The 24305-nt window shown below is 64.2% G+C and carries 19 protein-coding genes; 6 read left to right on the top strand and 13 right to left on the bottom strand.

The window, feature by feature from the left end:
* Positions 1 to 266 precede the first annotated feature (266 nt).
* Positions 267 to 1403 carry a dTDP-4-amino-4,6-dideoxygalactose transaminase gene (gene rffA, locus Q4I23_RS02205; RefSeq protein WP_454021094.1) on the top strand — a complete coding sequence of 379 codons (1137 nt, stop codon included), beginning with the start codon at positions 267 to 269 and terminating at the stop codon, positions 1401 to 1403.
* Positions 1404 to 1522: 119 nt separating this feature from the next.
* The gene (locus Q4I23_RS02210) at positions 1523 to 3106 is read left to right on the top strand and encodes a hypothetical protein (RefSeq protein WP_498525158.1); all 1584 of its coding nucleotides are present in this window, start codon (positions 1523 to 1525) and stop codon (positions 3104 to 3106) included.
* 30 nt (positions 3107 to 3136) lie between these two features.
* On the opposite strand, the gene Q4I23_RS02215 is transcribed toward Q4I23_RS02210, so the two are convergent.
* Genes Q4I23_RS02215 through Q4I23_RS02235 form a run of 5 tightly spaced genes read right to left on the bottom strand, consistent with a single transcriptional unit; the run spans position 3137 to position 7065 of the window.
* A complete protein-coding gene (locus tag Q4I23_RS02215) occupies positions 3137 to 4081 on the bottom strand; it encodes a glycoside hydrolase family protein (RefSeq protein WP_498525159.1) in 945 nt (314 codons plus the stop codon).
* Positions 4082 to 4098: 17 nt separating this feature from the next.
* Complete coding sequence (locus Q4I23_RS02220) at positions 4099 to 4761, bottom strand: acetyltransferase (protein ID WP_454021091.1); 663 nt, start codon at positions 4759 to 4761, stop codon at positions 4099 to 4101.
* Positions 4758 to 5396, bottom strand: coding sequence for a class I SAM-dependent methyltransferase (locus Q4I23_RS02225; RefSeq protein WP_454021090.1), 639 nt, complete (start codon positions 5394 to 5396; stop codon positions 4758 to 4760). The genes Q4I23_RS02220 and Q4I23_RS02225 overlap by 4 nt, the downstream gene beginning before the upstream one ends.
* Positions 5393 to 6364, bottom strand: coding sequence for a glycosyltransferase family 2 protein (locus Q4I23_RS02230; RefSeq protein WP_498525160.1), 972 nt, complete (start codon positions 6362 to 6364; stop codon positions 5393 to 5395). Before Q4I23_RS02230 ends, Q4I23_RS02225 begins: the two co-directional genes overlap by 4 nt.
* Positions 6361 to 7065 carry a WbqC family protein gene (locus Q4I23_RS02235; RefSeq protein ID WP_454021088.1) on the bottom strand — a complete coding sequence of 235 codons (705 nt, stop codon included), beginning with the start codon at positions 7063 to 7065 and terminating at the stop codon, positions 6361 to 6363. Before Q4I23_RS02235 ends, Q4I23_RS02230 begins: the two co-directional genes overlap by 4 nt.
* 104 nt (positions 7066 to 7169) lie before the next feature.
* On the opposite strand from Q4I23_RS02235, the gene Q4I23_RS02240 reads away from it, so the two are divergent.
* Entirely contained in the window at positions 7170 to 7532 is a 363-nt protein-coding gene (locus tag Q4I23_RS02240; RefSeq protein WP_454021087.1) for an EamA family transporter, read from the top strand.
* Between the two features lie 71 nt (positions 7533 to 7603).
* Complete coding sequence (locus tag Q4I23_RS02245) at positions 7604 to 8455, top strand: class I SAM-dependent methyltransferase (RefSeq protein WP_498525161.1); 852 nt, start codon at positions 7604 to 7606, stop codon at positions 8453 to 8455.
* 146 nt (positions 8456 to 8601) lie between these two features.
* On the opposite strand, the gene gmhA is transcribed toward Q4I23_RS02245, so the two are convergent.
* From gmhA to Q4I23_RS02275, 6 genes are all read right to left on the bottom strand, one after another.
* Positions 8602 to 9177, bottom strand: a complete 576-nt coding sequence (gmhA, locus tag Q4I23_RS02250; protein ID WP_498525162.1) for a D-sedoheptulose 7-phosphate isomerase — start codon at positions 9175 to 9177, stop codon at positions 8602 to 8604.
* A gap of 87 nt (positions 9178 to 9264) precedes the next feature.
* Positions 9265 to 10818, bottom strand: coding sequence for a methyltransferase regulatory domain-containing protein (locus Q4I23_RS02255; RefSeq protein WP_498525163.1), 1554 nt, complete (start codon positions 10816 to 10818; stop codon positions 9265 to 9267).
* Entirely contained in the window at positions 10815 to 12062 is a 1248-nt protein-coding gene (locus tag Q4I23_RS02260) for a glycosyltransferase family 4 protein (RefSeq protein ID WP_454021083.1), read from the bottom strand. Before Q4I23_RS02260 ends, Q4I23_RS02255 begins: the two co-directional genes overlap by 4 nt.
* Positions 12063 to 12132: 70 nt before the next feature.
* Positions 12133 to 12738, bottom strand: a complete 606-nt coding sequence (locus Q4I23_RS02265) for a class I SAM-dependent methyltransferase (RefSeq protein WP_237908234.1) — start codon at positions 12736 to 12738, stop codon at positions 12133 to 12135.
* Between the two features lie 20 nt (positions 12739 to 12758).
* Positions 12759 to 16943, bottom strand: a complete 4185-nt coding sequence (locus tag Q4I23_RS02270; RefSeq protein ID WP_498525164.1) for a glycosyltransferase — start codon at positions 16941 to 16943, stop codon at positions 12759 to 12761.
* 212 nt (positions 16944 to 17155) lie between these two features.
* A complete protein-coding gene (locus Q4I23_RS02275) occupies positions 17156 to 18184 on the bottom strand; it encodes a calcium-binding protein (protein WP_454021081.1) in 1029 nt (342 codons plus the stop codon).
* Positions 18185 to 18628: 444 nt separating this feature from the next.
* On the opposite strand from Q4I23_RS02275, the gene Q4I23_RS02280 reads away from it, so the two are divergent.
* Both Q4I23_RS02280 and Q4I23_RS02285 read left to right on the top strand, forming a co-directional pair.
* Positions 18629 to 19690 carry a glycosyltransferase family 4 protein gene (locus Q4I23_RS02280; protein ID WP_498525165.1) on the top strand — a complete coding sequence of 354 codons (1062 nt, stop codon included), beginning with the start codon at positions 18629 to 18631 and terminating at the stop codon, positions 19688 to 19690.
* 90 nt (positions 19691 to 19780) lie between these two features.
* Positions 19781 to 20617: an ABC transporter permease gene (locus Q4I23_RS02285; protein ID WP_237908238.1), complete on the top strand. Its 837-nt coding sequence runs from the start codon at positions 19781 to 19783 to the stop codon at positions 20615 to 20617.
* Positions 20618 to 20695: 78 nt separating this feature from the next.
* Here the strand turns inward: Q4I23_RS02285 and Q4I23_RS02290 are convergent, their stop codons facing one another.
* Together Q4I23_RS02290 and Q4I23_RS02295 are read right to left on the bottom strand one after the other, a co-directional pair.
* A complete protein-coding gene (locus tag Q4I23_RS02290) occupies positions 20696 to 22897 on the bottom strand; it encodes an FkbM family methyltransferase (protein WP_498525166.1) in 2202 nt (733 codons plus the stop codon).
* Between the two features lie 33 nt (positions 22898 to 22930).
* The gene (locus Q4I23_RS02295; protein ID WP_498525167.1) at positions 22931 to 24208 is read right to left on the bottom strand and encodes an ABC transporter ATP-binding protein; all 1278 of its coding nucleotides are present in this window, start codon (positions 24206 to 24208) and stop codon (positions 22931 to 22933) included.
* Positions 24209 to 24305: the final 97 nt, after the last annotated feature.

Raw genomic sequence — 24305 nt, forward strand, 5'->3', positions numbered from 1 at the left:
AGGCTGTGGTTCGTCGGGCTTGGTAAACGCGTGGCCGCTGGCGATTCCGAGGCTTGAGCCGTTTTTGCTGCGGGGCAGGGGGCAAGCAAATGAAATTTTGCCCCCAATGGTTGCGTTGCCGGCCCGACACTTTGGTATGGACGTCTTCCGGTTGGCCGTGTAACAGGAACCGAGATGCGCGGTGCGGGTTGCAGAAACGTTGGGAGCACCGATGCATTCCGGTCTGCGACGCTCCTGTTGCGACCCCATCCAAGAATGCGTGCTTGATGAAAATCCCATTTAACCTTCCTTCCATCGCCGGCAAAGAGATCGAGCATATTAAGAATGCTATTGAGCGCGGGCAGTTGGCTGGTGATGGGCACTACTCTCGACAATGCCACGCATGGCTGAAAGACTTCACAGGTGTTCACGCATCTCTTCTGACGCATTCCTGCACGGCAGCGTTAGAAATGGCCTCCATCCTGCTCGACATAGGGCCTGGGGATGAGGTCATCATGCCGTCCTTTACTTTCGTCTCGACCGCCAGTGCGGTGGCATTGCGAGGTGGGGTGCCGGTGTTCGTGGATATCAGGCCGGATACTCTGAATCTTGACGAGACCCTCATCGCCGATGCAATCACGCCACGCACGCGAGCAATCAGCGTGGTCCACTATGCCGGTGTTGTCGCCGAAATGGACGCTATAGGTGCCATTGCCCGCCAACACGACCTCGCTGTTATCGAGGACGCGGCACATGCTTTCGGTTCCAAGTACCATGGACGGGCGGCGGGTTCGATCGGCGATATGGCTGCCTTCAGCTTTCATGAAACGAAAAACATCATTGCGGGTGAAGGCGGGGCCCTGCTTCTGCGCGACGCCACCTACAATGAGCGTGCAGAAATCATCCGTGATAAGGGAACGAACCGACAGAAATTTTTCCGTGGCCAAGTCGATAAGTACACCTGGGTCGATATCGGCTCCTCTTACCTTCCAGGCGAGTTGATCGCCGCGTTTTTGTTTGGGCAGCTTGAGCAGGCGCACCGTATACAGAACGAGCGCATGGGATACTGGACGCGGTACGACAAGGCACTCCATGGTTATCGATCGCAGGGCATTGGCTTACCGAATATTCCAAGCCACTGCACTCATAATGCACACCTCTATTACGCTCTGATGCCAGATTGTGAGACCCGGCAGGAGATGATCCGTCGGTTGCAGTTGGAGGAGATTTTTGCCCCGTTCCATTACGTCCCGCTGCATACGGCGCCGGCTGGCCGACGTTTCGGCCGTGCGGCAAGTGATCTGGCGGTGACGGATGCCATTGCGCAGCGGCTTCTAAGGTTGCCTCTTTATCCAGGAATGGGAAACGATGCTGTCGATCGGGTGATCGAGAGCTTCGGCAGGCATCTTGAAGACATTCTGTGAGCTTTCCCAAGGAAATGGCAGGGATAATTCGAAATTAAAACGGGTATTTCTATTTCCATAAATTCTTTTTGTTAATTCCTGGATAGAATCCTGTATTATTCCAATCTGGAGTGGAGTCAATGGCAGATAATTTACCAAGAAAGAAGAGATTGCTCTCCATATCAATTTATTTTTTAGTGCCTGCTATTGTTTTTATCTGTTTGTTTTCCTGGCGCCCATTATTTCTTGGTTTCTACCACGATGACTGGTATAATATATTAAGACCTTTGCGTTACTCGGAATACGATGAATTCATAAATCAAATTACCAGACCTCTGTATTGGGCGGGAACGGCTTTTCTCAGGCACACGATTTTTGACAACCCTGTGGCCTGGCACACTGTTCTTGCCGGACTGGTGACGTTGAATGCGGTCGCGATCGGCGCCGTCGGCCATCGCCTTGTCGTGCTCATCTCGGATGATCGGGACATGGCACGCTGGAGCATGGCCTTGTGCGCCAGCGTGTGGCTTGCACTCCCTTGGGCGTTGGGCCTGACCGTTTGGCCAACGCCGACCGTTGGGCAACTGGCAATCACCTGTTTCTGCGGTGTTGCGCTTGTCCTTTTATCGGAGGCTCCCCTTCGAAACCGGCTTTATGCGGGAGGCGGGCTCTTTTTACTTGGTCAATTGATCAATGAACTGTTCTGGTTCGCCTTCATTCCTCTGTTGATAATCAACGCCGCTGCGGATCGTACTCGTTACGGTGCGGTGCGATGGCGCCATATTGGGCTATTGACCGGTGGCTTTCTGGCGCTCCAGGCCATCCCTTTGTTTGCCAACCGGGCTTTGCACGCCTTCGGCATCGGCATCAATCGATCATTCAACCCGAATTGGTTCGACACGATTTTTCTCAGCCTGCGTCTTTTGCCGCAGGAGGTGAACCGTGCCGTAGTCTACCCTCAAGCCTTTTGGGCGGTGCTCGCTGTTCTGTTCGCCGCCATCGCTTACGGTCTTGCAACACACCGCAACCGGTTGCTGATTTTTGCATGTCTCATGGCTGTCATAGCGGGCGGGGTGGGCTCGGCGATTATGTTCGCATTGGCTGGCTATCGGTTGGAGTCGGTCGGTGTTTTTTCCCGGACCATGAGCACAGCCAGTGTGTGGTTCAGCCTGCTGCCGGCGCTTGTCCTTGGCGCGTTCGGAGCGGTGGGTCGGTTGGGGCGCCACGCCGCCATCTTGGCCCTCTGCGCACTGATCGCCATCCTCGGCGTTTCGACGCAGTACCGTTTAGCGGAGTGGGCAACGTCCTGGGAGCGGCAGAAAGCCCTTCTTGCGTCCTTCCCTGGTGAAAAAATCGCCGACACTGCGTCGCCGAACGCCTTTATCGTCGTCTATCTTCCAAAGCAAGAAACGGCGGTTGAAGGGTTCGAGGCCTTTTGGGACATGACCGGTGCGCTGATGAACGCCTTCCCAAGGCTTCAAGAGCGGCTTGCGCCCGAACAGGTCCGTTATTTTGCCACCGCTGTGCGGGCCGACCGCCATCATGTGAAATGGGATGGCGCCGGTATGACGACATCCTGGTGTGCTCCCGCGCAGGGGGAACTTTGGCGTCTTACCGCCGAAGGAGAACTGTATGTTTGGGAAGCTGAAACGGGGAGACTTCACCGTTACGACAAGGGGGTCGACTTTGGGTGCGACACCCCTCCGCCAAAAAGCGGGTCATGACGAAACGGGAAACCCGCTGTGCAGCCGGTGTCATCGCCGCTCTTCCTGGATCGCCAACCCGAACCCTTCGCGGCCATAACCGTTGCCGTTGTAGAGCATGTAGCGGTGGCCGGCGTGATCGAAAACGCATGGATAGGTTCGTTCCCGGCTCTCCCATGGTTCAGGAGTACCCTGGAAGCGGATCGCTGCATCGTCCCGTTTCCAGGTCGCGCCATCGGCCGAGCGGGCAAAGCCCAGCGCATAGTCCGGCCGACGCCGCGCGTACCACATGGACAGGCTTCCATCCGGTTCACGGATCACCGAAGGGCGGGAAACGGCGAACTCGTCCGGGTCATCGGCCCCCGCGATGTCAATGACCGTTCGATCCCCAGGCGTCCATGTCGTCAGGTCAACGGATCGCGCCTCCTTGATCACGTGGGTCATCTGTAGCCCTGCGTCGCCCCAAGCCAAATGCGAACCGAACCACATGCGCCAGCCGATCCCATCGCGGATCACCCACGGATATCCAAGGGTGAAGGGGTTCTCCCGGCTGCGCCCGACTATGGGAACGGGCGAAACCCGGATAAGCGCCCCGTCGTCCTCGCCGACGGCAAGACCAATGAAGTTCGTGAACGGCACTCGCTGGAGCACGGTCCAACCGAGATAAAAGACGTATGTTCGGCCGTCATGACGAAGGACGCAACCGACCGTCACACCGTCGGCATCGAAAGCCCCTCGCGGTCCTGGTGAGAGAAGAGGGCCTCGGGGCGCCCCCAGCACCTCGAAGCGGTCGCCTTCAAGACCGAGGTCAAGCGCGGCGATGGACGAGCGTTGCTGCGCGTCACGGGTGGAAAAGAAGACGCGGACCCGTTCGCCATCGAGCGGCAAGACCGTCGGATAGCTGGCGTGACTCATCCCCCAGGGGGCAATTCCCGGTGCAGCCTGTACCTGGCCAAGCGGGCGCCAAACATTCCCGATACCGAGCAGCAGAGCCACGTCCTGCCCCCCTTCTGTCAGATGGATTTCAGGCGTGTACTTTTCACGCGCCGCTCTTCCGTATGGTCAATGGGCATATGGACGCTTTCCGCGGCGGTGTCTTTTGTAATCAGCCCTCCTGCTCCCACGAGGGTGAACGCTCCCAGCGAGACATGATCCCGAATTGTCGTGTTGACGCCCAGGAAGCTGTTTTCGCCGATCGTTACTCCACCGGACACCACCACATGGGACGTGATGAAGCAGTTCGATCCGATCACACTGTGGTGTCCGATGTGGTTGCCGCTCCACAAGGTCACGTTGTCGCCAATGGTCACAAAGGGCTGGATGGTGTTGTCTTCCAAGATGAAAGCGTTTTCCCCGATGCGCTTCGTATAGACGGTGGCCCGCGGACTGATGTAACTCGCCAGCTCATAGCCGGCCTCTTTCAGGGCGGTGCATTTGGCGGCGCGGAGCCGGTTCATCGACTGATAGGAAAGCGCGACAAAAGCGTCGTGCGAAGCGGCTGGAAAGCGGGCTGAGATCTCATCAAGGGCAACCAGCGGACGGCCGAACCGAGTGTGCGCATCAAGATAGCCGGCGTCGACAACAAAAGCGGCGACCACCCGCCCGGCCTCGCGCGTGAAGTAGAAGTCTGCCAATTCGGCAATGTCGCCGGCCCCGAAGATCACGATGGGCTTCATGGCCGTTCCTCCGGGGTGTGCCGAACCAGCAGAGTGAACTCGTAAAGCCCATAATCGTGCCGCAGGGCGACGTGCCGCCCGAAACGTTGGATGCACCAGTCCAGAAGCTCCGCCGGCGAGGCATAGTAGAGGCGCGGGTCCATGCGGTCACGGTCGGAATGGGCGGTCAGGACGTTGAAGGCGATGCCACGCCGTGCCTGTGCCGCCATCGCCGCGATCGTCTCCTGAACGAATCCCAGCCATTCCTGGTCGGGAATGTCAAAGCGGACGTTGAAGATGCCGCTGGCAACGACGTAGTCGGCCGGTGGAGGAGCATCGCTTTCCTCAAACACCACATCCACCAATCCGCCATGGGTCTGGCGTGCCGCTCGCACCATGTCGGGGGCGATGTCCACCCCATGGTAAGGATTGGGTCGGCCGTTGCGGCGCAAAAAGGCGGCAAGCGCTCCATATCCGCAGCCCAGTTCGGCGATGCTGCCGCGGTTGTCGGTTCCGACAAGGTCCAACAGCCGGGCGAAGCGAAGTTCCTGCGAACACTCGTCACGCCAATCCGCGCCGCGGGCGGTCGGCCCATGGGTCGCCAAGCGGTCACTGTAATAGGCTGCAACTCGGTCGAGGAATGGCCGGCGGCTCATGGGCTTGCGTCTTCCAGGGCATTGGCAGGGGATACGGTGCTCGGTGGCGCCGTCGAACGGTGGATCGCCGTTATGATGGTCCGCGGACGCCGCTTGACCTCAAGAAAGATCGTCCCGATGTAGATGGCAATCACACCGTTGATGAACATTGACAGGCCGCTGAACAGCAGAAGCCCGATCATCACCGAGGTCCATCCCGGAACCCCAATTCCGGTGATGAAATACCGCAGGACCAAGAAGGCGATCAAGAGAACCGATCCGGCGCTGATTGCGAGCCCCGTTAGAAACACCCCGATCAGCGGCGCGATGGAAAACGCGGTGACCGCCATCAGGAACAATCGGAGCAGCTTGCGGAGCGTGTATTTCGTCGGTGCGAGCGCTTCCTTTCTGACCGGTAGCGGAACCTGCCGGAAGCCGGTCACGTGCATGATTCCAACCAGAAAGATTTCCCGCTCATCGAACGTCAGAAGCGCGTCGATGTACCGCCGTGACATCAATCGGGCCGTTGTCACATCGCGCGGAAAATCAAGGTCGCTGAGGAAGCCGAGCAGGCTGTAGAACGCGTTGCGGCACATCTGATAAAGCGGGTTGCCCTTGGGCCGAACCTGAACGCCGTAGACGACATCCGCCCGCTCCCTGACCATGGCTTGATGAAAGTCCACCGCCCACAGCGGGTCCTCTTCCAGGTCGCCGTCCATCATCATGACGAGATCGCCGGTTGCGATGCCCAGCCCGGTCCATAATGCCTTGTGCTGGCCAAAGTTGCGGGACAAGTCCACGACGACGACGCTGGGGTCCCGTTCGGCAAGCGCCACGGCGACGGCCGCCCCGTTGTCGGGAGAGCCGTCGTTGACGAAGACCACTTCATGGTCGAAACCGAGCCGTCGGGCCGCCTCCGCCGCCCGTTCCGCGAAAGGCTCGATATCGTCGGCGGTGCGATAGATCGTCGTGACGAAGGATATCTTCACGGACCGTGAACCTTGACAAGGGACTGGCAATAGGCCGGCGCATCGGGCCCGACCGCGAACAGCACGTCGATCACGGAAACGGCATGGTCGAAAGCCGGCCCCCGCTGGGGATAAGGCGGATAGGGACCATAGCTCATCCAATCGACGGAGATTCCTGCCGCCGTGAACGGCGCCTCGTCAAGATAATCGCGTGCCGACGGGCCGGACAGATAGCGGGTGGCGCCCGCCTTGCGGCAGATGTCCAGCAGCCGGTCTCCACGCTTCCCTTCGGGTTCGAAGTTCCGGTCCCGCACCACGCGGGTGGTGATGCCAAGCCGTTTCAACAATCCGACAAGGAACAGTTCGTTCACCTCGGTCAGCGTGGACAGGCGGTCGGCCTGCTCGTACAGCGTCCGCAACGCCGGAGCTTCATCGGCGAAGAAGGGCGCGCGCCGGTAGGCAAGTTCGATCGCGCGCCAATGCTTTTCCGCCCAAGGTTCGGCAAAGCGGACGTCCTCAATTGACTGTTCGAAACGCGCCTTCGTCGCCACCGGAATGGTAAGCCAGATCGGGCCGTCGGTCGTCATGATCCGATTGCGGTTGTGCCAGTGCCGCTTGACATATTGCGCGCCATCCAGAATGACGTGGACGTCGGTTCGGCCGATCAGATCGAAGAAGCCCTTCCAGGGAATGTAACAGGACTGGATGATCGAGACGTTCATGAAGGGTCCGGTCGGCTGGTGCGTCGTGGGGCTGGCGGTCCGCCGAGAGCTGGTGGTATGCCTATGACGGGGCGGGGTGGCCGCTTGGTTGGGTTGTGCATTCCATGTTGAAATATCTGTTCCTTGCCGGAACTCTGCTCTTCACGGTTTATGGCCAGTTGATCATTAAGGCCCGCGCGGGCGTTCTGGCAAGCGATGTGAGCGAAGGCGCCGGTTCTTATCTCCTGCGCATGTTCCTCGATCCGCTGGTGATAACGGGTTTCGCAGGGGCTGGGATGGCCGCGCTGTGCTGGCTGCTCGCCGTGCGGTCCCTGCCGATCGTGTATGCCTATCCGTTCATGGCCTTGAGCTTCGTCCTGGTGCCTTGTGGTGCCGCCCTGTTCTTGGGCGAGGTCATCAATTGGCCCCAGATGGTCGGTCTCGCTCTTATCGTTGCGGGCGTGGCTCTCACCGCGGTGTTTCGGTAATGCCGTCCTTGGCGACGGGGCTTCGGCTGTGCCCAACCTGCGGTGCTGGCGATACGGTCGAGGTCGATGGGATGTTCTGGCCCACCGGCTGGTGCTGCCCGGCGTGCGGCGGCGGTGTGTCCAGGGTTGACGGTATTCCAATGTTCGCCCCGGATTTGGCAGACACAGTGTCCGGCATTGATCCGTCCGCTTTCGCTGCGCTTAAGGAGGTTGAGCAAAGGCATTTCTGGTTCCGCACCCGCAACCGTCTTCTCACCGGCCTGATCAACCGGCATTTTCCGCAGGCGCGCTCCTATCTGGAAGTTGGCTGCGGTAATGGTGCCGTGTTGGCCGAGGTGGCCGGGCTGCGCCGCTGGACCCGTCTGGTTGGCAGTGAGCTGCATCCTTCCGGCTTGGTCAACGCTCGGGAACGCCTGGAACCGGGAGCGGAGTTCATGCAGATGGACGCGCGGCGCATTCCTCTGCGCAGCGCTTTCGAACTGGTGGGCGCATTCGATGTGATCGAGCACATCGAAGAAGATGAGGCCGTGCTGACCGAACTGGGGGCGGCGTTGGTGCCCGGTGGCGGTTTGCTTCTAACCGTGCCTCAGCATCCCTTTTTGTGGAGCGAAACGGATGCGGCGGCGCATCATGTACGGCGGTATCGCCGTGGCGAACTCGACGCCAAAGTCCGCAAGGCCGGTTTTGAGATCCTTCAGTCTACGTCCTTCTTGTCTTTGCTGTTGCCATTGCTGATGACCTCGCGTCTGGCGTCTGGCCGCCGCTCGTCGCAACGCGCTGCCCACACGGCCGAATTCGCCATAGCTCCCGCATTGAATCGTATCCTTGGTGCCGTCACGGACCTGGAGGTTGGATTGACGCTCCGCGGTGCTTGTTGGCCGGTCGGCGGCAGTCGTGTCGTGATAGCCCGGAAAACGGCCTGAAGTGGGCTGAACCGTGCCGGGTTTCCCGGCAACTGCATTCAGGTTGCTGCTGGCTGTCGGTAATCGGTGCCCGTTGCGGCCATGGCGCTGAGGGTGACGGCGTGCACTGAGTCGAGGAGGAGCCGCTCCTGGGTAGGGGGCCTTCGTCAGACGAAGGCGTTCTCGACCAACTCGCACAGCATGTGGCCGGCGGCGATGTGCATTTCCTGGATGCGCGGGGTGTCGGTGGACGGGACGCACAGGCAGACGTCGCACAGCTCCTTCATCCGCCCGCCGGCGGCGCCGGTCAGGCCGATGGTGCGCATGCCGAGCGCGCGTGCGGCTTCCAGGGCGGCCACCACGTTGCGGCTGTTCCCGCTGGTCGAGATGCCAACCAGCACGTCGCCGGCCCGCCCCAGGGCGCGAACCTGCCGGGCGAACACCTCGTCGTAGGAATAATCGTTGGCGATGGCCGTCAGGGCGGAGGTGTCCACCGTCAGGGATACCGCCGCCAGTGGCGCGCGGTCCCGCAGATAGCGGCCCGTCAGCTCTGCCGCGAGATGCTGGGAATCGGCGGCGGATCCGCCGTTGCCGCAGAACAGCACCTTGCCGCCACCCTTCAGCCCGTCGATCATCAGCCCGGCGGCGGCGTCGATCTGCTCGGCCTGCTGGGCGAAGGCCGCAAAGTTCCGGGACGTCTCAAGCAGGGCTTCGCGGACGCGGTCGGCGGCGGAATGGCTCATCTTCAAGTCCTGGGGTTTGGAAAACGGACGAACCATACGACGGGGCGCCGATGGGCGCCACAGCCCTTTCCGGCGCCCCGCCTTCCATCACAGGATGCCGAGCCGCTGCCACACTGGCAGCTTCTGCGGCAGGAAATCGGCCAGCTTCGCGGCGACCAGCGGGCGCATGACGTCCGGGTCGGAGATGGGTGAACCATCCTCGGCGAAGATCGTGCGCCCAAGCGTGCGCAGCGCGTCCATCACGAAGCCGCTGAGGGGCTGGATATCCACCGGCTGCCCGGCCAGAAGACCGGCCAGGACGAGACGCTCCAGAGAGTCGGCCCCGATGCCCAGCCCGATCGTGGGCGCCGCCAGGAAGAACAGGCTTTCGTCGACCAGCATGCGCCGACCGATCGCGCGGTTCAGCCGTCCGGCCGCCTGATGGCCTTCCTCCGCAGGTTCCACCAGGGGATGGACTTGGTTGGCGGAAATCAGGAGCGCCACAAAGCGGGAGATCGTGCCGAAATCGTGCCGCGCCATCGTCGGCAGCGCCGCGATCTCGCCGAGGCTCGGCGTGCCCGTGGCAAGCGCGTCGAGGATTGGCAGGCCGAGCCCCGGATCGTGGCGCAGTTCGCCCAGCGGAACCGGAACCGCCAGCCCGGCGCTCTCGCGCGGGACCGTCAGGGTGAAACGAAGCCGCTGGAGTTCCGCGGTGGCTTCCGCGGCGGGCAGCCGGTCCAGGCCGCGGACGAAGATGTCGCGGCGGAACACCTGATTCATGGCGAAGTCGCGCACCGTCTCCGCCAGCGTCGGGTCGGCGATCTCCGCCAGGATGCCCCGCAGTTCCGGACGGACCGACAGCTCGTCGAAATTGTGCGGGATGTTGGCGGAGCAGGCGTAGCCCAGCTTCGCTCGTGCCATGTCCTGCGCCACCTGGGCATGGCCCAGAGGCTCCCAATGGGTGTTCAGATACTCGTGCGTCAGATAGTGGCGATCCTGCTTCGCGATCGTTTCGAGATGCTGCCCGGGGGTGGCGTTGGCGGCGAAATAGCCGGCCCCGCCCTCGCTCAACCGGCCGATGAAGCCGAGCGCCGCGTCGAGCTGCCGGTCGCTGCGGGCCGGGTTGGCCGCCGCGTGCGCCAACATCAGCTTCTGCAGGGGAAGCAGCGGCGCCCAGCCGGGCATGGCGTTGTAGCTGACGAAGACCAGCCCGCCGGGCTTCAGTGCCTTCTCCAGGATGTCCACCACCGCCCGGCGGTTCTCCGGGCTGACCCAACTGTAGACGCCGTGCAGGACGATGACGTCGAAACCCTCGCCGGCCTCGTCCGCCGGCAGCGCTCCGGCGGCCACCTCCTGGAAGCTCCGCTCCAGAAAGGTGACGTTGGACAGCCCCGCCTCTTCGGCCAGCCGGCGCGCCCCGGCGACGTGCAGCGGGTTGAAGTCGATGCCGGTGAAACGCCCGTGGGGGTGGGTCGCCGCCAGGATGTTCAGGGTCATCCCCTGGCCGCAGCCCAGCTCGCAATAGCGGAAGGCCCGGTCGGTGCGCGGCGGCCGGATGCCGTTCAGCAGGCAGACGTAGGACAGGTAACCGGGCGTCAGCTCGCGATAGGCACCATGGGTGTAGGCGATGTCGGCGTTGTAGCCGTCGCTCCACGCGCTCATGTCGGGGTCCTTTCCGCGGGGTTCCGTCCGGCGATCAGATCGTCGATCAGAGCGAGATGACGGGGCAGGGTGACGGTGCGGAGATCGTAATTCTCGACCACCGTCCGCCGCGCCCGGTCGCGCAGGGTCTGCATACGGTCGGGATGCTCGAACACCTCGTCGACCCGGTCGGCCAAGGCCGCCCCGTCGAAGAAGTCCACCAGCAGGCCGTTCTGCCGGTCGCGCAGGACCTCCTCAACCGGGATGGTGGCGGAGCCGATCAGCAGGCAGCCCGACGCCATGGCCTCCAGGAAGGACCAGGACAGAACGAAGGGATAGGTCAGGTAGACGTGGGCAGACGAGACGCGGAGCACCGACAAATAAGTGCCGTAGGGGATCTTGCCCAGGAAATGCACGCGGCTCCGGTCGATACCCGACCCGATCTCGGCCATCAGGATGTCACGGTAGCTCCTCCCGTCACCGGACACCTGCCCGTAGCTGACCTCGTCGCCGCCGACGATCAGCACATGGGCCTTGGGCCGCCGCTTCAGGATCTCCGGCAGGGCGCGCATGAAGACGTGGAAACCCCGGTAAGGCTCCAGGTTGCGGGCGACATAGGTGATGACCTCGTCCTTGCGGGTCAGCGTCAGGCCCGACGGCAGGCGCAGCCACGCGTCGGGCTCCGGGTGGACGATGGTGGTGTCCACGCCCTCGTGGATCACGCTGATGCGCGAACGCATGTAGTCGGGATAGAGCGACCACTGCCAGCCGGTCGGGGTCTGGCCCCAGTCGGCGGCGTCGAAGCCCAGCGTGTTGATGACGTTCTTGGTGCGCACCCGTGGGCCGTCGTTCTCGGTGACCGGCACCGTTGGATCGAAGCCGATGTCGGCCCCGTGCAGGTGATAGAAGAACTCGAAATAGGCGAGCAGAGGAACGTCCGGCCAGACGTCCTTCATATACAGCGTCTCGCCCCAGCCGTTGTGCCCGATCATGATGTCGGGGCGGAAGCCTTCGGCCTTCAGGCGGCGGCAGACCTCATGGACGCTCTGCCCATAGACGACCGCCAGCTCCAGTTCCTGGATGTAATGGTGCGTCGTCGGCTTCGCCGTCCGGAAGGGCTGGTAGACCGCGCGCTCCACGCCGGGAATCTGGGCTGGGCTGTCGTGCGAGATGAAAACCACCCGGTTGCCCGGCTGGGCTGCCAGATGCTGCACGATGTGCTGGTATTGGCCCGGAAAGTTCTGGTGGACGAAGAGATAGTTCATCGCGTGCCGCCGATTCCGCAAAGAAGGCCCGCCATCCGCTGCGGGCCAGGATGAGCATGGTTCCCGAGCCTCAGCCGGCGGACGGCGGGACGAGGCCAAGCTCCTTCAGCGCGTCCGCCGGCGCGGGTGGACGGAAAGCCTTGACCTGCAATTCGTACGCCTCGGCCCGCCGCCAGATCGCCACCGGTTCGAAACCCGCCTCCTGCAACAGGCGCCCGAGCAGGTTCGGGGTGAAGCCGGTGCGGTGGGCCATGAAGCGGTTTCCCATGGCCAGGGCCGGACCATAGCCGTACACGACGTCCAACGGCCGGATCGGACCGTTCCTGGAGTCATAGAGGGGCTCGTCCAGCCGATCCTCAGCCACCAGCTTCGCCACCGCCTGCAGGTCGGGCACGCTCAAGAAGAGCGTGCCACCCGGCGTCAGGACGCGCAGGAACTCCCGCAGCGCCACCGGCACGTCGTGCGGGTCGAGATGCTCCAGATTGTGCGACGACCAGACGGCATCCACCGACCCGTCGGGCACCGGAACCATGTCCGTTATCGAAGCGATGATGTCCGGGTCGACCTTCGGGTCGATGTCGAGACGCAGCTCCCGCCACCCATCCGTCGGCAGGGAGCTGCCGAGGATGGAAATGGCGCGCTGACCGCATCCGACATTGAGCACGGTCTTGAGCATCGGCCTGTGGGCGTTCCGGATCAATAGGAACGCGGCTGGGTGCCGCCGGCCTTCTCGACGAAGCGCAGCAGGAAGCCTTCCAGAGCGTCGCTGATCGCGTCGGAGCGGCAGGGGCTGCCGTTCTGTCCGGCGGGCGAGCGGTAGCCGCTGACGAAGGCCCCCTCATAGACGCAATCGAAACGCTCGGCCGTGGCGCCGCGCAGGCGGATCGAGAAGCCGACCAGGGGCGTGCCCAGGCCGCGGCTGCCGCACATGCCGCCACCGCTGATCCAGGGGGTTTCCCAGCCGTTCGCGGTCAGGCCCTTGTACTCGATGTCCTCGGAGGCGATGCCCTCGACCGGGGTGATCGAGAAGGCCTCGATCCACAGACGCTGTCCGACCGCGCCGGCCCAGTTGGAATCGGCGAAACGCAGATCGCCCTGGCGCTGGATGTGGGCCAGGATTTCGGTGCGCGGACGGACAGTCGATGAAGCTGCCGGCGCTTGGAACTGCGCGCCCTTGACCGGAGCGGACGCTGCCACCGGAGCGGCGGCCTGCTGAGCCGCGGGAGAATCCGCCGGGGCATCGTCGATGCGGGCGAACTGGAGCGAGAGCAGCGCGTTCTGCCGTTCGGTGTGCTTGTAGGAGGACAGGATCAGGTTCGCGGGCCCACCCGACACCTTGATGATGATGGTGTCGCCCGGCTTGCTAAGCCAATTTCCGGCCACGCTGCCAATCATCTCGACGGTGGTGCCGGAATGGTTGTTGGGGGACGCAGCGAGCTGAACGCTGGGAAGAGGAAACTCGCCGGCCGCCGCCATGCCGCCGCCGCTCGTGACGATCAGCGAATAGAAACCGGGTGCCAGCGACAGGGTCTGGGCCGTCGCCTTGATCTGAGAGGGTTGTTGGGCTTCTGTGGACGCAACTTTACCGATCATCGACGACCCCCCGCGGGACTGGGAAATTGAACAGAAGGCGTTCGGACCATCCGAATCCGCCCCCGGAATGCTTGGCCTGTAATCTGACCGAAAGGAAGAGGACTGCCCGATTGCTACGCCATGCGGCGTATGAGCGTCAAGAATGCCCAGGAGGGCGTCGTTGATTGTCGCAGCCTCCAGCAACGGTGGCAGCAGATGGCCGCCACCCTTCTCACGGATGCGCTCGGACATCGCTCCCAGGTCGAAGGCCACCACCTCCAGTTCGGCCTTCCAGGCGGTGGACAGGGCGTAGCACCAGGTCTCCGGCGAGATGGACGGCAGAAAGGCGATGTCGGCCTCCTGCGCCCGCACCAAAGCCACCGCCTCCGCCTCCGTGAAGCGGCCGGTGACGAAGCCGTGCCCCGTCTCGAACAGGGGCGGGTCCGCCTCGCTGAAGCCGACCACCACGAATTCCAATGGCAGGCCGCGCGCCGCGGCGTCGCGGGCGCAGGCCAAGAGAACCTCGTAGCCTTTCTGGATGCCGACGGCGCCGATCGTGCAGACGCGCCACCGGCGGCCGTCCCGGCGGCGGGGCGGCTGGGGTGGCGGCGGGGCGATATCTTCCCAGGGCCTGACCTCGATGGGGCGCGGGGCGATGTGACGCAGCAGCCGCGCCGCCACATCGCGGGTCGGCGCCGTCACCCGACGCGCGCCGGCGGCCAGAGTGCGCGTGCGCCGGCGCAGAGCACCCACCGTCAGTTCCGGGTCGGCACGGTCGTCCGGATCGGCGGTGCAGCGTTCGCAGGCGGCCAACTCCGGCTCCCCGCAATAGCGCCCGTCCTTGTCCACCAAGCTGAGGCGCGGGCAGATCAGGCCGTAATCGTGGATGGTGAGATCATAAGGAACGCCGAGCCGCCCGGCCAGGTCCAGCACCGCGGGGTCATGGCCCAGCAGATGATGGATCTCCACCGCCGCCGTGCCGGCCAGCCGCAGGGCCTCGACCAGTTCGTCAAGTTCTCCGCGGGTGCGGAACACCAGATCGCGCAGGTCGGGCCGGTCCATGGCCTCGATCCGGCAGCGGCGCTCGGACGGGATGGAAGGACGGCGCCGGGCATTCTCCTCCTCGTCCTCGTCATCGTCCTCGTTTCCCTCCGCGGCTCCGGCGGTTTCGGGAATGAGCCGCAGGACGCGCCAGCCCTCCGCGCGCAGAGCGTCGGTGTGCTCCTCGATGAAGCGGGCGACCCCGCCACGCCCGGCGAGCGTGACCAGCAGGACGGCGGGTCCCTGTGCGGTTCCGCCCCCCTCCGCCCAGCGGGCGAGGTCGAGGCGCCGGCGCGCGGCCATCAGCGGGTCGGCGGCGATAAAGTCCTGGACCAGCGCGTCGTATCCGGGATGCAGCCGTTCCAACAGGTGGCTGTTGCGCGCGGCGAGGATCGCCTTCTGCCGTCCGAAGGAGCGTCCGCCCACATGCGCCACGAAAACGTCGGCGGCCCCGAGATGGCGCCAACCCAACCGGTGCGCGCGCAGACAGAAATCGTTCTCCTCACCATAGCCGCGCCCGAACAGCCACTCTTCGAAGGGGCCGGTCTCCCTGAGGCAATCGCGCCGGATGTAGGCGCAGAAGCCGACCGCCGTCGGCAGGTCGACCCGCAACCCGGCGTTCACTGTGCGGGCCAGCCGGTCGAGCGCCGCCGTTTCCGTCAGGGACGGCGGGGATGGCCGGTCCGCCCCCGAGGGGTAGTTGAGGATTGTGGCGTCGTTGGACAGGGGGGTGACCGTGCCGACGTCCAGCGCCGACCAAGCCGCGGCGCGCAACCGTTCCAGCCACGGCCCGGCAACCAGCGTGTCGGCGTTCAGCAGCACGGCGTCACGGTCGGGATGCAGGGCCAGCCCCCGGTTTACCGTGGCTGGAAAGCCGAGATTGTGCTGGTTGCGGAGCAGCGTGATGCGCCCCGCCTCGGCGAGCGCCTTCAGTTCGCGGACAAGGTCCTCATCCGGGCTGGCGTCGTCGATGACGACGATCTCGCACGGCGTGGCATCCCCCGCCGCGAAGACCGACCGCAGACAGGCCATCGTCTCCTCCCGCCCGCGGTGGACCGGGATCACGATGTCCACCATGGGCGATGCCCCAGTGGTTGGCGAAGCGGCTGGAGGGCGCCCCGTCCCTGCCGGACGGGATGGCCGCGGACCGACCGGCGTGGAACGCCGTCCGATCCGGCGGGGGCCGGGCCAGGGAAGGGGGCTGCCAGCCAGGGGAGCATGTCCTGGTCCGGCGGTGACGTGGAGACGGCCGGGCGAGAGGCCGGCGACGACCGGATCGATGAGGAAGCCGTAATGGCCGTCCTCGACCCCTTGGGCTCTCACCCCCTGTACCGGACGGTTCGCAGTCACGGTCACGGTGCGTCCGGCCTCGTCCGTCACTTGGACGGTGACGGACTGCGGCGGATCGCCGGGGCACCAAGCCCAGCCGGAAAGCACCGCTTCGGCGGCCCCGCCGGGTCCATCATCAAGCAGGACGCTTCCTTCGACCGCTGCATGGCGCCTGGGATGCAGGGGCGTGCCGAGCAGGGGCTCTCCGTCCAGGGTGATGGAGAGTGGCTGCCCTTCCAACTCCGGGCCGACGGGAAGAACGAAACGGATCGGCCCACCGTCGCCCTGCTGGCCATATTGCCGCAGGAACGACGCCCGGCCCATGACGAGCAGGGCGGCATCCTGGGAAGATCCGATTCGGATTATGCCGTTCCGGTTCGGTGACGACGAATCCGGCGCGAGGGCACCGACGATCCTCAGGCCTATGTCGGCAGTCGCCCAACCGACGGCCTGCCCGGTCAGTACGGCGTGGTCGGCAAGGTCTCCCAACAGGGGGGCGACGCTCACCGGGAAACGGTTCAGTTGTTGGACGATCAAGGGAAGCAGGCGGTCCGCCGCTCCCAGACGGGCCAAGGCCTGTCCCAACGCGATAGCCGCGGTTGGAACGGCGGCCTTTTCAACCGCATCGCTCAGCAACGGCGGCACCTCGGCCGGGCGGTCCGCCGCGATCAGCAGGGCAGCGAAGAAAGCCTTGAGCGCGATGTCGTTCGGAGCGAAGCGGGCGCCGCGTTCGGCCCAGCGCAGCGCGGTGCCCAGATTCCCCCATGCGAGGGCGCAGCGGGCAAGGCCGGCGGCACCATAGACGTGGGTGGCGTTGTGGCGCAGCAGAATGCCCGCCGCCGTCTCGGCCTCGGCGATGCGCCCATCGGCAATCAGCCCTTCCAGGCGCTGCACGTCCAGGCGCCGGGCCTGGGTTTTCGAGCTGCCGGCCGAACCCATGAAGAACGATCCCCTGCCTCGATTTGGGGTGTCCCGATCAGGGATGTCCCGATCGGAGTTGCGGCTGTCCGCAAGGGCGCCGGAGCCGCCCGGCGGATCCTTGTCGGTCTTCGCTTCCACCCTTCATGCCGAAGAAAGGCAGAGACATGAAGCGCATAAAAATGGACCTGCCGATCGCTCGGCAGGTCCATCAGATAATGCAGAGACTCTTCTTAGACGGCGAAGTTGCTGGAGGTCAGGTTGGTGACCCCGGCGACCGTGATCTGGGTGCCGTCCGACAGCGAGATGACCGAGCTGCCGCCGGTGACCGTGACGCGCGACGCGACCTGGGCCGCGGTGAGGCCGTAGCCCTGGACCGCGATGAGGTCGGTGCCGGCCTTGAAGTCGCCGATGACGTGCTTGCCGCCGCCGAAGACGGTGCTGAACACGAAGATGTCGTTGCCTTCACCACCGAACAGCGTGTCGTTGCCGACGCCGCCGATGATCGTGTCGTTGCCGGCGAAGCCGCCAAGGACGGCGTTGCCCGACTTCGCGGTGCTGCCGATCAGAAGATCGTTGCCCGAACCGCCAGCGATCGTGGTATTGCCCGAGCCGCCGAAGATCGTGTTGTTGCCCGCCGCCGAAGCGATGGTGGTGTTGCCCTGACCGCCGGCGATCAGGTTGTTGCCGCCGGTGATCGCCAGGTAGGCGTTGCCCGTGCCCGCGCCGATGGTGGCGTTGCCGCCCGCCGCGAAGACGGTGTCGTTGCCCGCCGCGAAGATCTGGTTGTTGCCGCCCACCGCGAGGATGGTGTTGTTGCCGGCGCCGGCGGTCAGCACGTTGTTGCCGGCCGCGGCCACGACGGTGTCGGCACCCGAGCCGCCGAGGATGGTGGCCGAAGCGCCCGCCACGGTGCTGGTGCCCAGCAGCTGGCCGCCCGAGCCGCCGACCAGGGTCTGGCCGGTGCCGGTGCCGGCCTGCAGCACGGTGCCGGCGGCGTCGTTCGCGACGAGAACGTTGTTGTTGCCCGAACCGCCCAGGAGGGTGGCGGCGGTGTTGGTGTTCAGCACCAGCGCCGTGTTGCTGTCGCTGATCAGGCTGAGCGTCTTCGTCGGCGGAAGGGCGCTGTCGCCGATTACGAGCGCCTTGGTGTCCTTCGTCGTCGCGACGAGGCTGGTGTTCTGGAGAACCGCACCCGCCAGGGTGGACGCGGTCTTAACTTCGCTGGTAATACCACCGGTGATCGTGGTCGACGTCGTCATATTTTTGAACCCCCGCCAAAGTGTCTAAAACTTTGCGCCTTATGGCATGCCTTGCGCTCGATATCATTGGTAACCCGTTTTTGCAAGTGCGGAATGGAACCATCCGATAGAATAACCACTTATGGGAAAGCAATCCGAACGGATGAGGGGCTCTAGCGATAATGTTTCACATCAGTAACAGACTCGCAGGTTGCGCCAAGCCTGGATGCGAGAAGCGGATCGCATGATTTGCTTTCCTCACAGCATGCGCAGGTGGATTTGTTCAGCATCTTTTAGGAAAATGACTGGGAACCGGTTTCGCGTCGCATCCCGAGCGTTCCAGGTACAGCGATCCATCCCTTGGGGAAAGCCGGGGTTCCGGCCTTCCCCAAAGGCCTTCCGCCGTTCCTGGTTTGCAGCACCGCCGCCGCCGTGCCATTGTCCGAAGAAATATATACTGCGGCCATGCGTATCCTGCTGCTCTCCCGCTACAGCCCTCGGGGCCCCAGCAGCCGTCTCCGGCATTACCAGTTCCTTCCGGCACTGGCTGACGCGGGAATGTCGGTTGCCGTGGCTCCCTTGTTGCCCGATTCCTACCTGGAAGCCCTTTACACGGGGCGGTCGCGTCCGTTGCGCCGCATCGCGGCGTCCTATGCGGCGCGCATCTGCCAGATGGCGTCGGTGCGCAATTTCGACCTTCTGTGGGTCGAGAAGGAATTGCTGCCCTGGATTCCCTATGGGATGGAGCGTTGGATCCTGGAATCGGCCCCACCCTACGTCGTTGATTTCGATGACGCCTGGTTTCATCACTATGACCGCAGCCGCTGGTCCCTGGTGCGCCGGCTGCTGGGCAGCAAGCTCGACCGAGTGATGCAGCGTGCGGCCCTGGTGACCGTTGGAAACGATTATCTCGCCCGAAGGGCCGAGTCGGCTGGTGCCCGCTCGATCGCGACCCTTCCCACCGTGGTCGATCTCGCGCGCTACCCCACCGGAACGGCCCAGGCCGATGGTCTTCCGGCGGTGGGCTGGATCGGGTCCCCAATCACCGACCATTATCTCAATCTGGTCGAAGAGCCGCTGCGCCGGATGGTGACGGGGAGCGAGGCCCGGATTTTCCTGGTCGGCGCCACCCCCGCGGCGCTGAGCGGGCTGCCGGCCGATCGCCATGAATGGCGGGAGGAGACGGAAACCAGTCGCATCGCCCAGTTCGACATCGGCATCATGCCGCTGGCCGACACGCCCTGGGAACGAGGCAAGTGCGGTTACAAGCTGATCCAGTATATGGCTTGCGGCAAACCGGTGGTGGCGTCTCCGGTCGGCGTCAACCGGGACATTGTGGAGCATGGGGTCAACGGCTTCCTGGCCGAAACCCCGGAAGAGTGGACCGGCGCGCTGCGTCGCCTCGCCGCCGACCCCGACCTGCGGCGGCAGCTGGGTGCGGCCGGCCGCGCCAAGGTGGAGCGGCATTACTCCCTGGAAGGCACGGCGCCGCGCCTGGTCGAGTTGCTGCGCGCCGCGGCGTCCTGACAGATATGGGACGGTGCGGTTTCGCATTGCGCCACCCTTCGAGTCGGGACTAGAACGCCCGCGCCCTTTTCAAGACGGAACCCGTCGCTCATGACCATGGCTGCAAGCACTTCCCACGTCCCGTCCGGCCTGCTCGGCCTGTTCACGGAGCCCTGGCACCACCGGGCCCTGGTCCGGCGCCTGGTCCGGCGGGAGATCGAGGCGCGCTACCGGGGATCGGTCCTGGGAATCCTGTGGGCCTTGCTGACCCCGTTGCTGATGCTGGCCGTCTTCACCTTCGTCTTCTCGGTGGTGTTCCAGGCCCGCTGGGGAACCTCGACCGGTGGAAAGGGGGAATTCGCCCTGATCCTGTTCGCCGGCCTGATCGTCTTCACCATGTTCTCCGAAGCGCTGGTCCGCGCACCCGGCCTGATCCTGGAGAATCCCTCCTACGTCAAGAAGGTGGTGTTTCCCCTGGAGATCCTGCCCTGGGTGATGGTGCTCTCCAGCCTGTTCCAGGTGGCGGTCAGCCTTCTCATCCTGACCGCCTTCTATCTGGCGGTCTTCGGGCTGCCGCCTCTGTCGGTCCTGCTGCTGCCGCTGGTGTGGCTGCCGCTGCTCCTGTTCTGCCTGGGCGTCGGCCTGCTGCTGAGCGGGCTTGGTGTCTATCTGCGCGACCTGCGGGCGATCATGCCGGTGATCAGCCAGCTCCTGATGTTCCTCAGCCCGCTGTTCTACCCGGCGAGCGCGCTGCCGGAAGCCTTCCGCGGGCTGCTGCACCTGAACCCGTTGACCGGCATCATCGAGAACACGCGCACGGTGCTGTTCGCCGGCGCGGCCCCCGACTGGACGGTGCTTGGCATTCAGATCCTGGCCGGCCTGCTGTTCGCGGTCCTCAGCCTGCGGCTGTTCCGCTATCTGCGGACGGGGTTCGCCGATATCGTGTGACGGCGCGAACCGGACGATGAAAAGGCGCCCGGCGGACGAGCCCGCCGGGCGCCTTTTTTTGTTGCGATCCCTGAAGACTCAGGCCGGAGCCTTCACTGCCACGACATGGTAACCGACGGTGAACTGCGGGATCGGGCAGGCATCGTCGAGATTGTGGAGATAACGGGGCAGCAACTCCCCAAACAGCCGCCCGACGGCGCCGTCGAACCCGCCGTGCAACTCGCGATGGCGGTCCATGGTCCAGGCCACGCGGGCGCATTCCTGGGACAGCATCCGGAAGAAGCCGCCGTTCGGCACGGTTTCCCGCAACGTCAGCCCGGCCCGCTCGCAGGCATAGCGGTACCAGTGGGGCGTGAAGCCGCCATAGTAGTGATAGGGTTCCTGGTGCAGCCCCGACCCGAGGGGGGCGGTCAGCAGCAGCGTGCCGCCGGGGGCGAGGACGCGCGCCATTTCCCGAACCGCGGCGGCGGGTTCGGGCACATGCTCCAGCACCTCTGTGCACAGCACCACGTCGAACGCGCCATCCGGAGCCGGCAGGTTCAGAATGTCGCTGACAAGATCGATGCTGCCGTAGATTCCTTCATTGCGTTCCGGGCTCTGGAAGCCTTCATACTGCTTGAAATCATGGGACGTGTAGGCACCATGAGCGAACAGGGGCCGGTAGCGGCAGGTCCCCGCCCCAACGTCGAGTACCCGTGCCCCCGCCGGAATCCGGGCGGCCTGCGCGGCAACCCAGCGGTCGCGGTCCCGCTGGTTGAAGTCATGGATCTCCTCCAAGGAGGTGGATGCGCCTTCTGTTGCCGTGAGCCTGGTGAGGAAGCCCGCCAGATCGTCCGGAACGGAAGCGGGCTGCGAGGAAGATACGCCAAAAAGAGCGGGATGGGCGTTCGGAGCCGGCGGCAGCCGACCGTCGGCCAGGAAGGCGCGGAGCTGTTCGCGCCAGCGTTCCCAGGTCGGGCGCTCCGCCTCGGCGACGGTGCTCTCCCAGAGCAGGGCTTCGACCGCGGCGATCTGCTCGTCCAGCGGCCGATCCTTGTCCTTGACGGCACGGGCGGTCACGTTGTGCAGCGGCGGCTCGTGACCGGACTGGTGCTGCTCGATCACCACGTCGGTGAAGCCCAGCTTTTCCAACGTATGACGGAAACGGTCACCGAACCAATGGCCGACGTGATAACCCCAACTCGCCGTCTGGTCGCCTTCCATGTGGCGGAGTGCGCGCAGCTTCAGCGTAAGGGGCAGGTCGCCGGCGACCTCGCGGGCACAGGCCACCGTGTCGGGGGTTTCCAGATGCAGCGTGCCACCCGGCTTCAGCCAGCGGTGCCAACGCACCAGCAGGCCATAGGCCGCCACGCGGTTGAAATGCTCGAAGACGTGATGCAGCCGGACCTCGTCCACCGACCCATCCGGGAAGTGCAGCCCCAGGACATCGGCTTCCAGATCGGGGCGCACCGCCATGACGTTATGGGCATCCGCCGGATAATCGATGTTGACGTAGCCCGGCAGCCGCGTCTCTCCACAGCCGAGATGCAGGCGAAGGGGAACGCCGGCATAGCTTAATCCCAGAGCCACCAAGGCCGTCAGCCCATCGGGCCACTGCGGCGGGGGCGGGGAGGGCAGCAGCGGGGTTACGATGGACGGTGGTGCTTCCTGCCACGAGGCATAGACATCACCCCACACGAGCGGGTGCGGATGCTGTGCCAGTTCATCAAGCAGCCTGTCCGCTCCGACCCAGGTTCCATGACGGAACACCGCGGATTCGCCAAAGGCGACATTGAAATGGCGATAGCCGAGCCCTGAGAGCCGTTCGATGCAAATGCGTGTTTCGTCCAATCCTTCCCGACAGAATTCGAAGGAAATCACAGGAATTGGCTGAGTCAACCCAGCCAGCACGAACCGTTCGAATCCCTCGACGTCGATCTTGCAGTAGTCCGGCGTTCCATGAGCCGCGATGGCGGCGTCCAGGGTATTGACCTCCACCTCGACACTACGGTCCCAATTGTGCTCTTTGAAACGGCCTTGCTTCCACGTTTCCGAGAAGGTGGAAATGGTCGGTGCATCCGAGCAGACCGACAAAGTCAGGCGGCCCGGCTCGGCGCCCATCGCCATTGGAACCACCTGCACAGTCGGCACATCGGCGAAGCGGCGGCGAAGGGATGCCGCACAATCCGGCTGCGGCTCGAAGCATATCACGCGCGCTCCTCCCGCAGCGAAGGCAGCAGCCTTGTCGCCGATGTTCGCACCGACGTCGAAAATAAGAGGAGAGCGTGAGATGGTGGTCATAGTTCCAGAAATCTCCATAGCCCGTTCGGCACTTCAAGCTGGAAGTAACGGGCGGATTTCAACGCGATGCATGGGAATGCCGATCAGGCCGTTGGCGACACTGCTGTAACGCACGTCAAATTCGAGCACATGGTAGAGCCAGTGGTGCTGCACATGGTTGTCCGCCGTCCCGTCGGCAACCGCGAGATTCATTGTGTAGCGCCCGCCTGCGATGTACGGGAAGGTGAAAGAAAACTCGGCTTTGAAGCGATCCCCCGGCTCGGCGGAGAAGGAATAGGCGTCACAGCTGCGGGCGGTGTCCCAGGCAAAAATGACCTGTCCAAGCCGGTCGTAGATGGCAAAGCCGACGATCGGGCTCAGCACAGGGACTGTGGTTTCCATCTCGACCACAAGGGTGACGTCCGTACCGCCGTCGATCAGGCTCGTGTCCTTGCCCGCAGTGTCCCGGAATGCCGCATGGACGATGTTGATGCCACGCTCACCGGTCCAGTCGGCGTCTTTGCGGAAGTCGAAAACATCGACACGGCTGACCGGAGCGGGCAAGGGAGCGGAGTTTTCCGGAACAGCCCGGCTCGGTTCGGCAGTGTCCGTCGCCGCAGGCTCACATTGCGCCAGCGTTTCCTGCGAAGCAGCCGGCAAGGGCTCCTCCACGTCCTTCTCCTGTCTTTTGCCAAGTTCCTGGGCGAGGTAGGCGGCAGGGTCGGTCCGGCCCTGGGGATTGGCCATCCACGCCTGATAATGATGAACCACTTCCTTAGGCAGGCCGTCTTCGATCAGCCGCCCGCCGTTCAGCCAGACCGCCCGGTCGCACAGGGCGGCGACCGCCGCCATGTCGTGCGACACGAACAGCAGGGTGCCGCGCTCGCGGAACTCGCGGATGAAGCGGGTGCATTTCTGGGTGAAGGAGATGTCGCCGACCGACAGGATCTCATCCACGATCAGCACCTCGGCGTCCACATGGGCGGCCACGGCGAAGGCCAGGCGGGCCTGCATCCCGCTGGAATAGGTGCGCACCGGCTGGTGGATGAAATCGCCAATGTCGGCGAAGGCGGCGATGGTGTCGCGCCGTTCGGCGATCTGCTCCTCCGTCAGGCCAAGCACCGAGGCCGACAGGGCGATGTTCTCCATACCCGTGAATTCGGGGTTGAAGCTGGTTCCCAGCTCCAGAAGCGGGGCGATCCGCCCGGTGATCGACGCGGTTCCGGCGGTCGGCTGAAGCACGCCGCTGATGACTTGGAGCAGCGTGGACTTGCCCGCCCCGTTGCGCCCGACCAGCGCCACCGATTCCCCGCGCCGGACCGTCAGGTTCACGTCCTTGAGCGCCCAGAACTCCTTATAGAAACGGCGCTTGCGGCCAAGGAGGAGCTGAAGCAGCCGATCCTGCGGCCGTGAATAGATATGGTAGCAC

This window comes from Azospirillum sp. UFLA03-27 (assembly GCF_059803775.1).

Coding starts and splice junctions, on each gene's coding strand:
- rffA (WP_454021094.1), top strand. CDS start 267: ATGAAAATCCCATTTAACCTTCCTTCCATCGCCGGCAAAGAGATCGAG.
- Q4I23_RS02210 (WP_498525158.1), top strand. CDS start 1,523: ATGGCAGATAATTTACCAAGAAAGAAGAGATTGCTCTCCATATCAATT.
- Q4I23_RS02220 (WP_454021091.1), bottom strand. CDS start 4,761: ATGAAGCCCATCGTGATCTTCGGGGCCGGCGACATTGCCGAATTGGCA.
- Q4I23_RS02225 (WP_454021090.1), bottom strand. CDS start 5,396: ATGAGCCGCCGGCCATTCCTCGACCGAGTTGCAGCCTATTACAGTGAC.
- Q4I23_RS02235 (WP_454021088.1), bottom strand. CDS start 7,065: ATGAACGTCTCGATCATCCAGTCCTGTTACATTCCCTGGAAGGGCTTC.
- Q4I23_RS02240 (WP_454021087.1), top strand. CDS start 7,170: ATGTTGAAATATCTGTTCCTTGCCGGAACTCTGCTCTTCACGGTTTAT.
- Q4I23_RS02245 (WP_498525161.1), top strand. CDS start 7,604: ATGTTCTGGCCCACCGGCTGGTGCTGCCCGGCGTGCGGCGGCGGTGTG.
- gmhA (WP_498525162.1), bottom strand. CDS start 9,177: ATGAGCCATTCCGCCGCCGACCGCGTCCGCGAAGCCCTGCTTGAGACG.
- Q4I23_RS02255 (WP_498525163.1), bottom strand. CDS start 10,818: ATGAGCGCGTGGAGCGACGGCTACAACGCCGACATCGCCTACACCCAT.
- Q4I23_RS02260 (WP_454021083.1), bottom strand. CDS start 12,062: ATGAACTATCTCTTCGTCCACCAGAACTTTCCGGGCCAATACCAGCAC.
- Q4I23_RS02265 (WP_237908234.1), bottom strand. CDS start 12,738: ATGCTCAAGACCGTGCTCAATGTCGGATGCGGTCAGCGCGCCATTTCC.
- Q4I23_RS02270 (WP_498525164.1), bottom strand. CDS start 16,943: ATGGGTTCGGCCGGCAGCTCGAAAACCCAGGCCCGGCGCCTGGACGTG.
- Q4I23_RS02275 (WP_454021081.1), bottom strand. CDS start 18,184: ATGACGACGTCGACCACGATCACCGGTGGTATTACCAGCGAAGTTAAG.
- Q4I23_RS02280 (WP_498525165.1), top strand. CDS start 18,629: ATGCGTATCCTGCTGCTCTCCCGCTACAGCCCTCGGGGCCCCAGCAGC.
- Q4I23_RS02285 (WP_237908238.1), top strand. CDS start 19,781: ATGACCATGGCTGCAAGCACTTCCCACGTCCCGTCCGGCCTGCTCGGC.
- Q4I23_RS02290 (WP_498525166.1), bottom strand. CDS start 22,897: ATGACCACCATCTCACGCTCTCCTCTTATTTTCGACGTCGGTGCGAAC.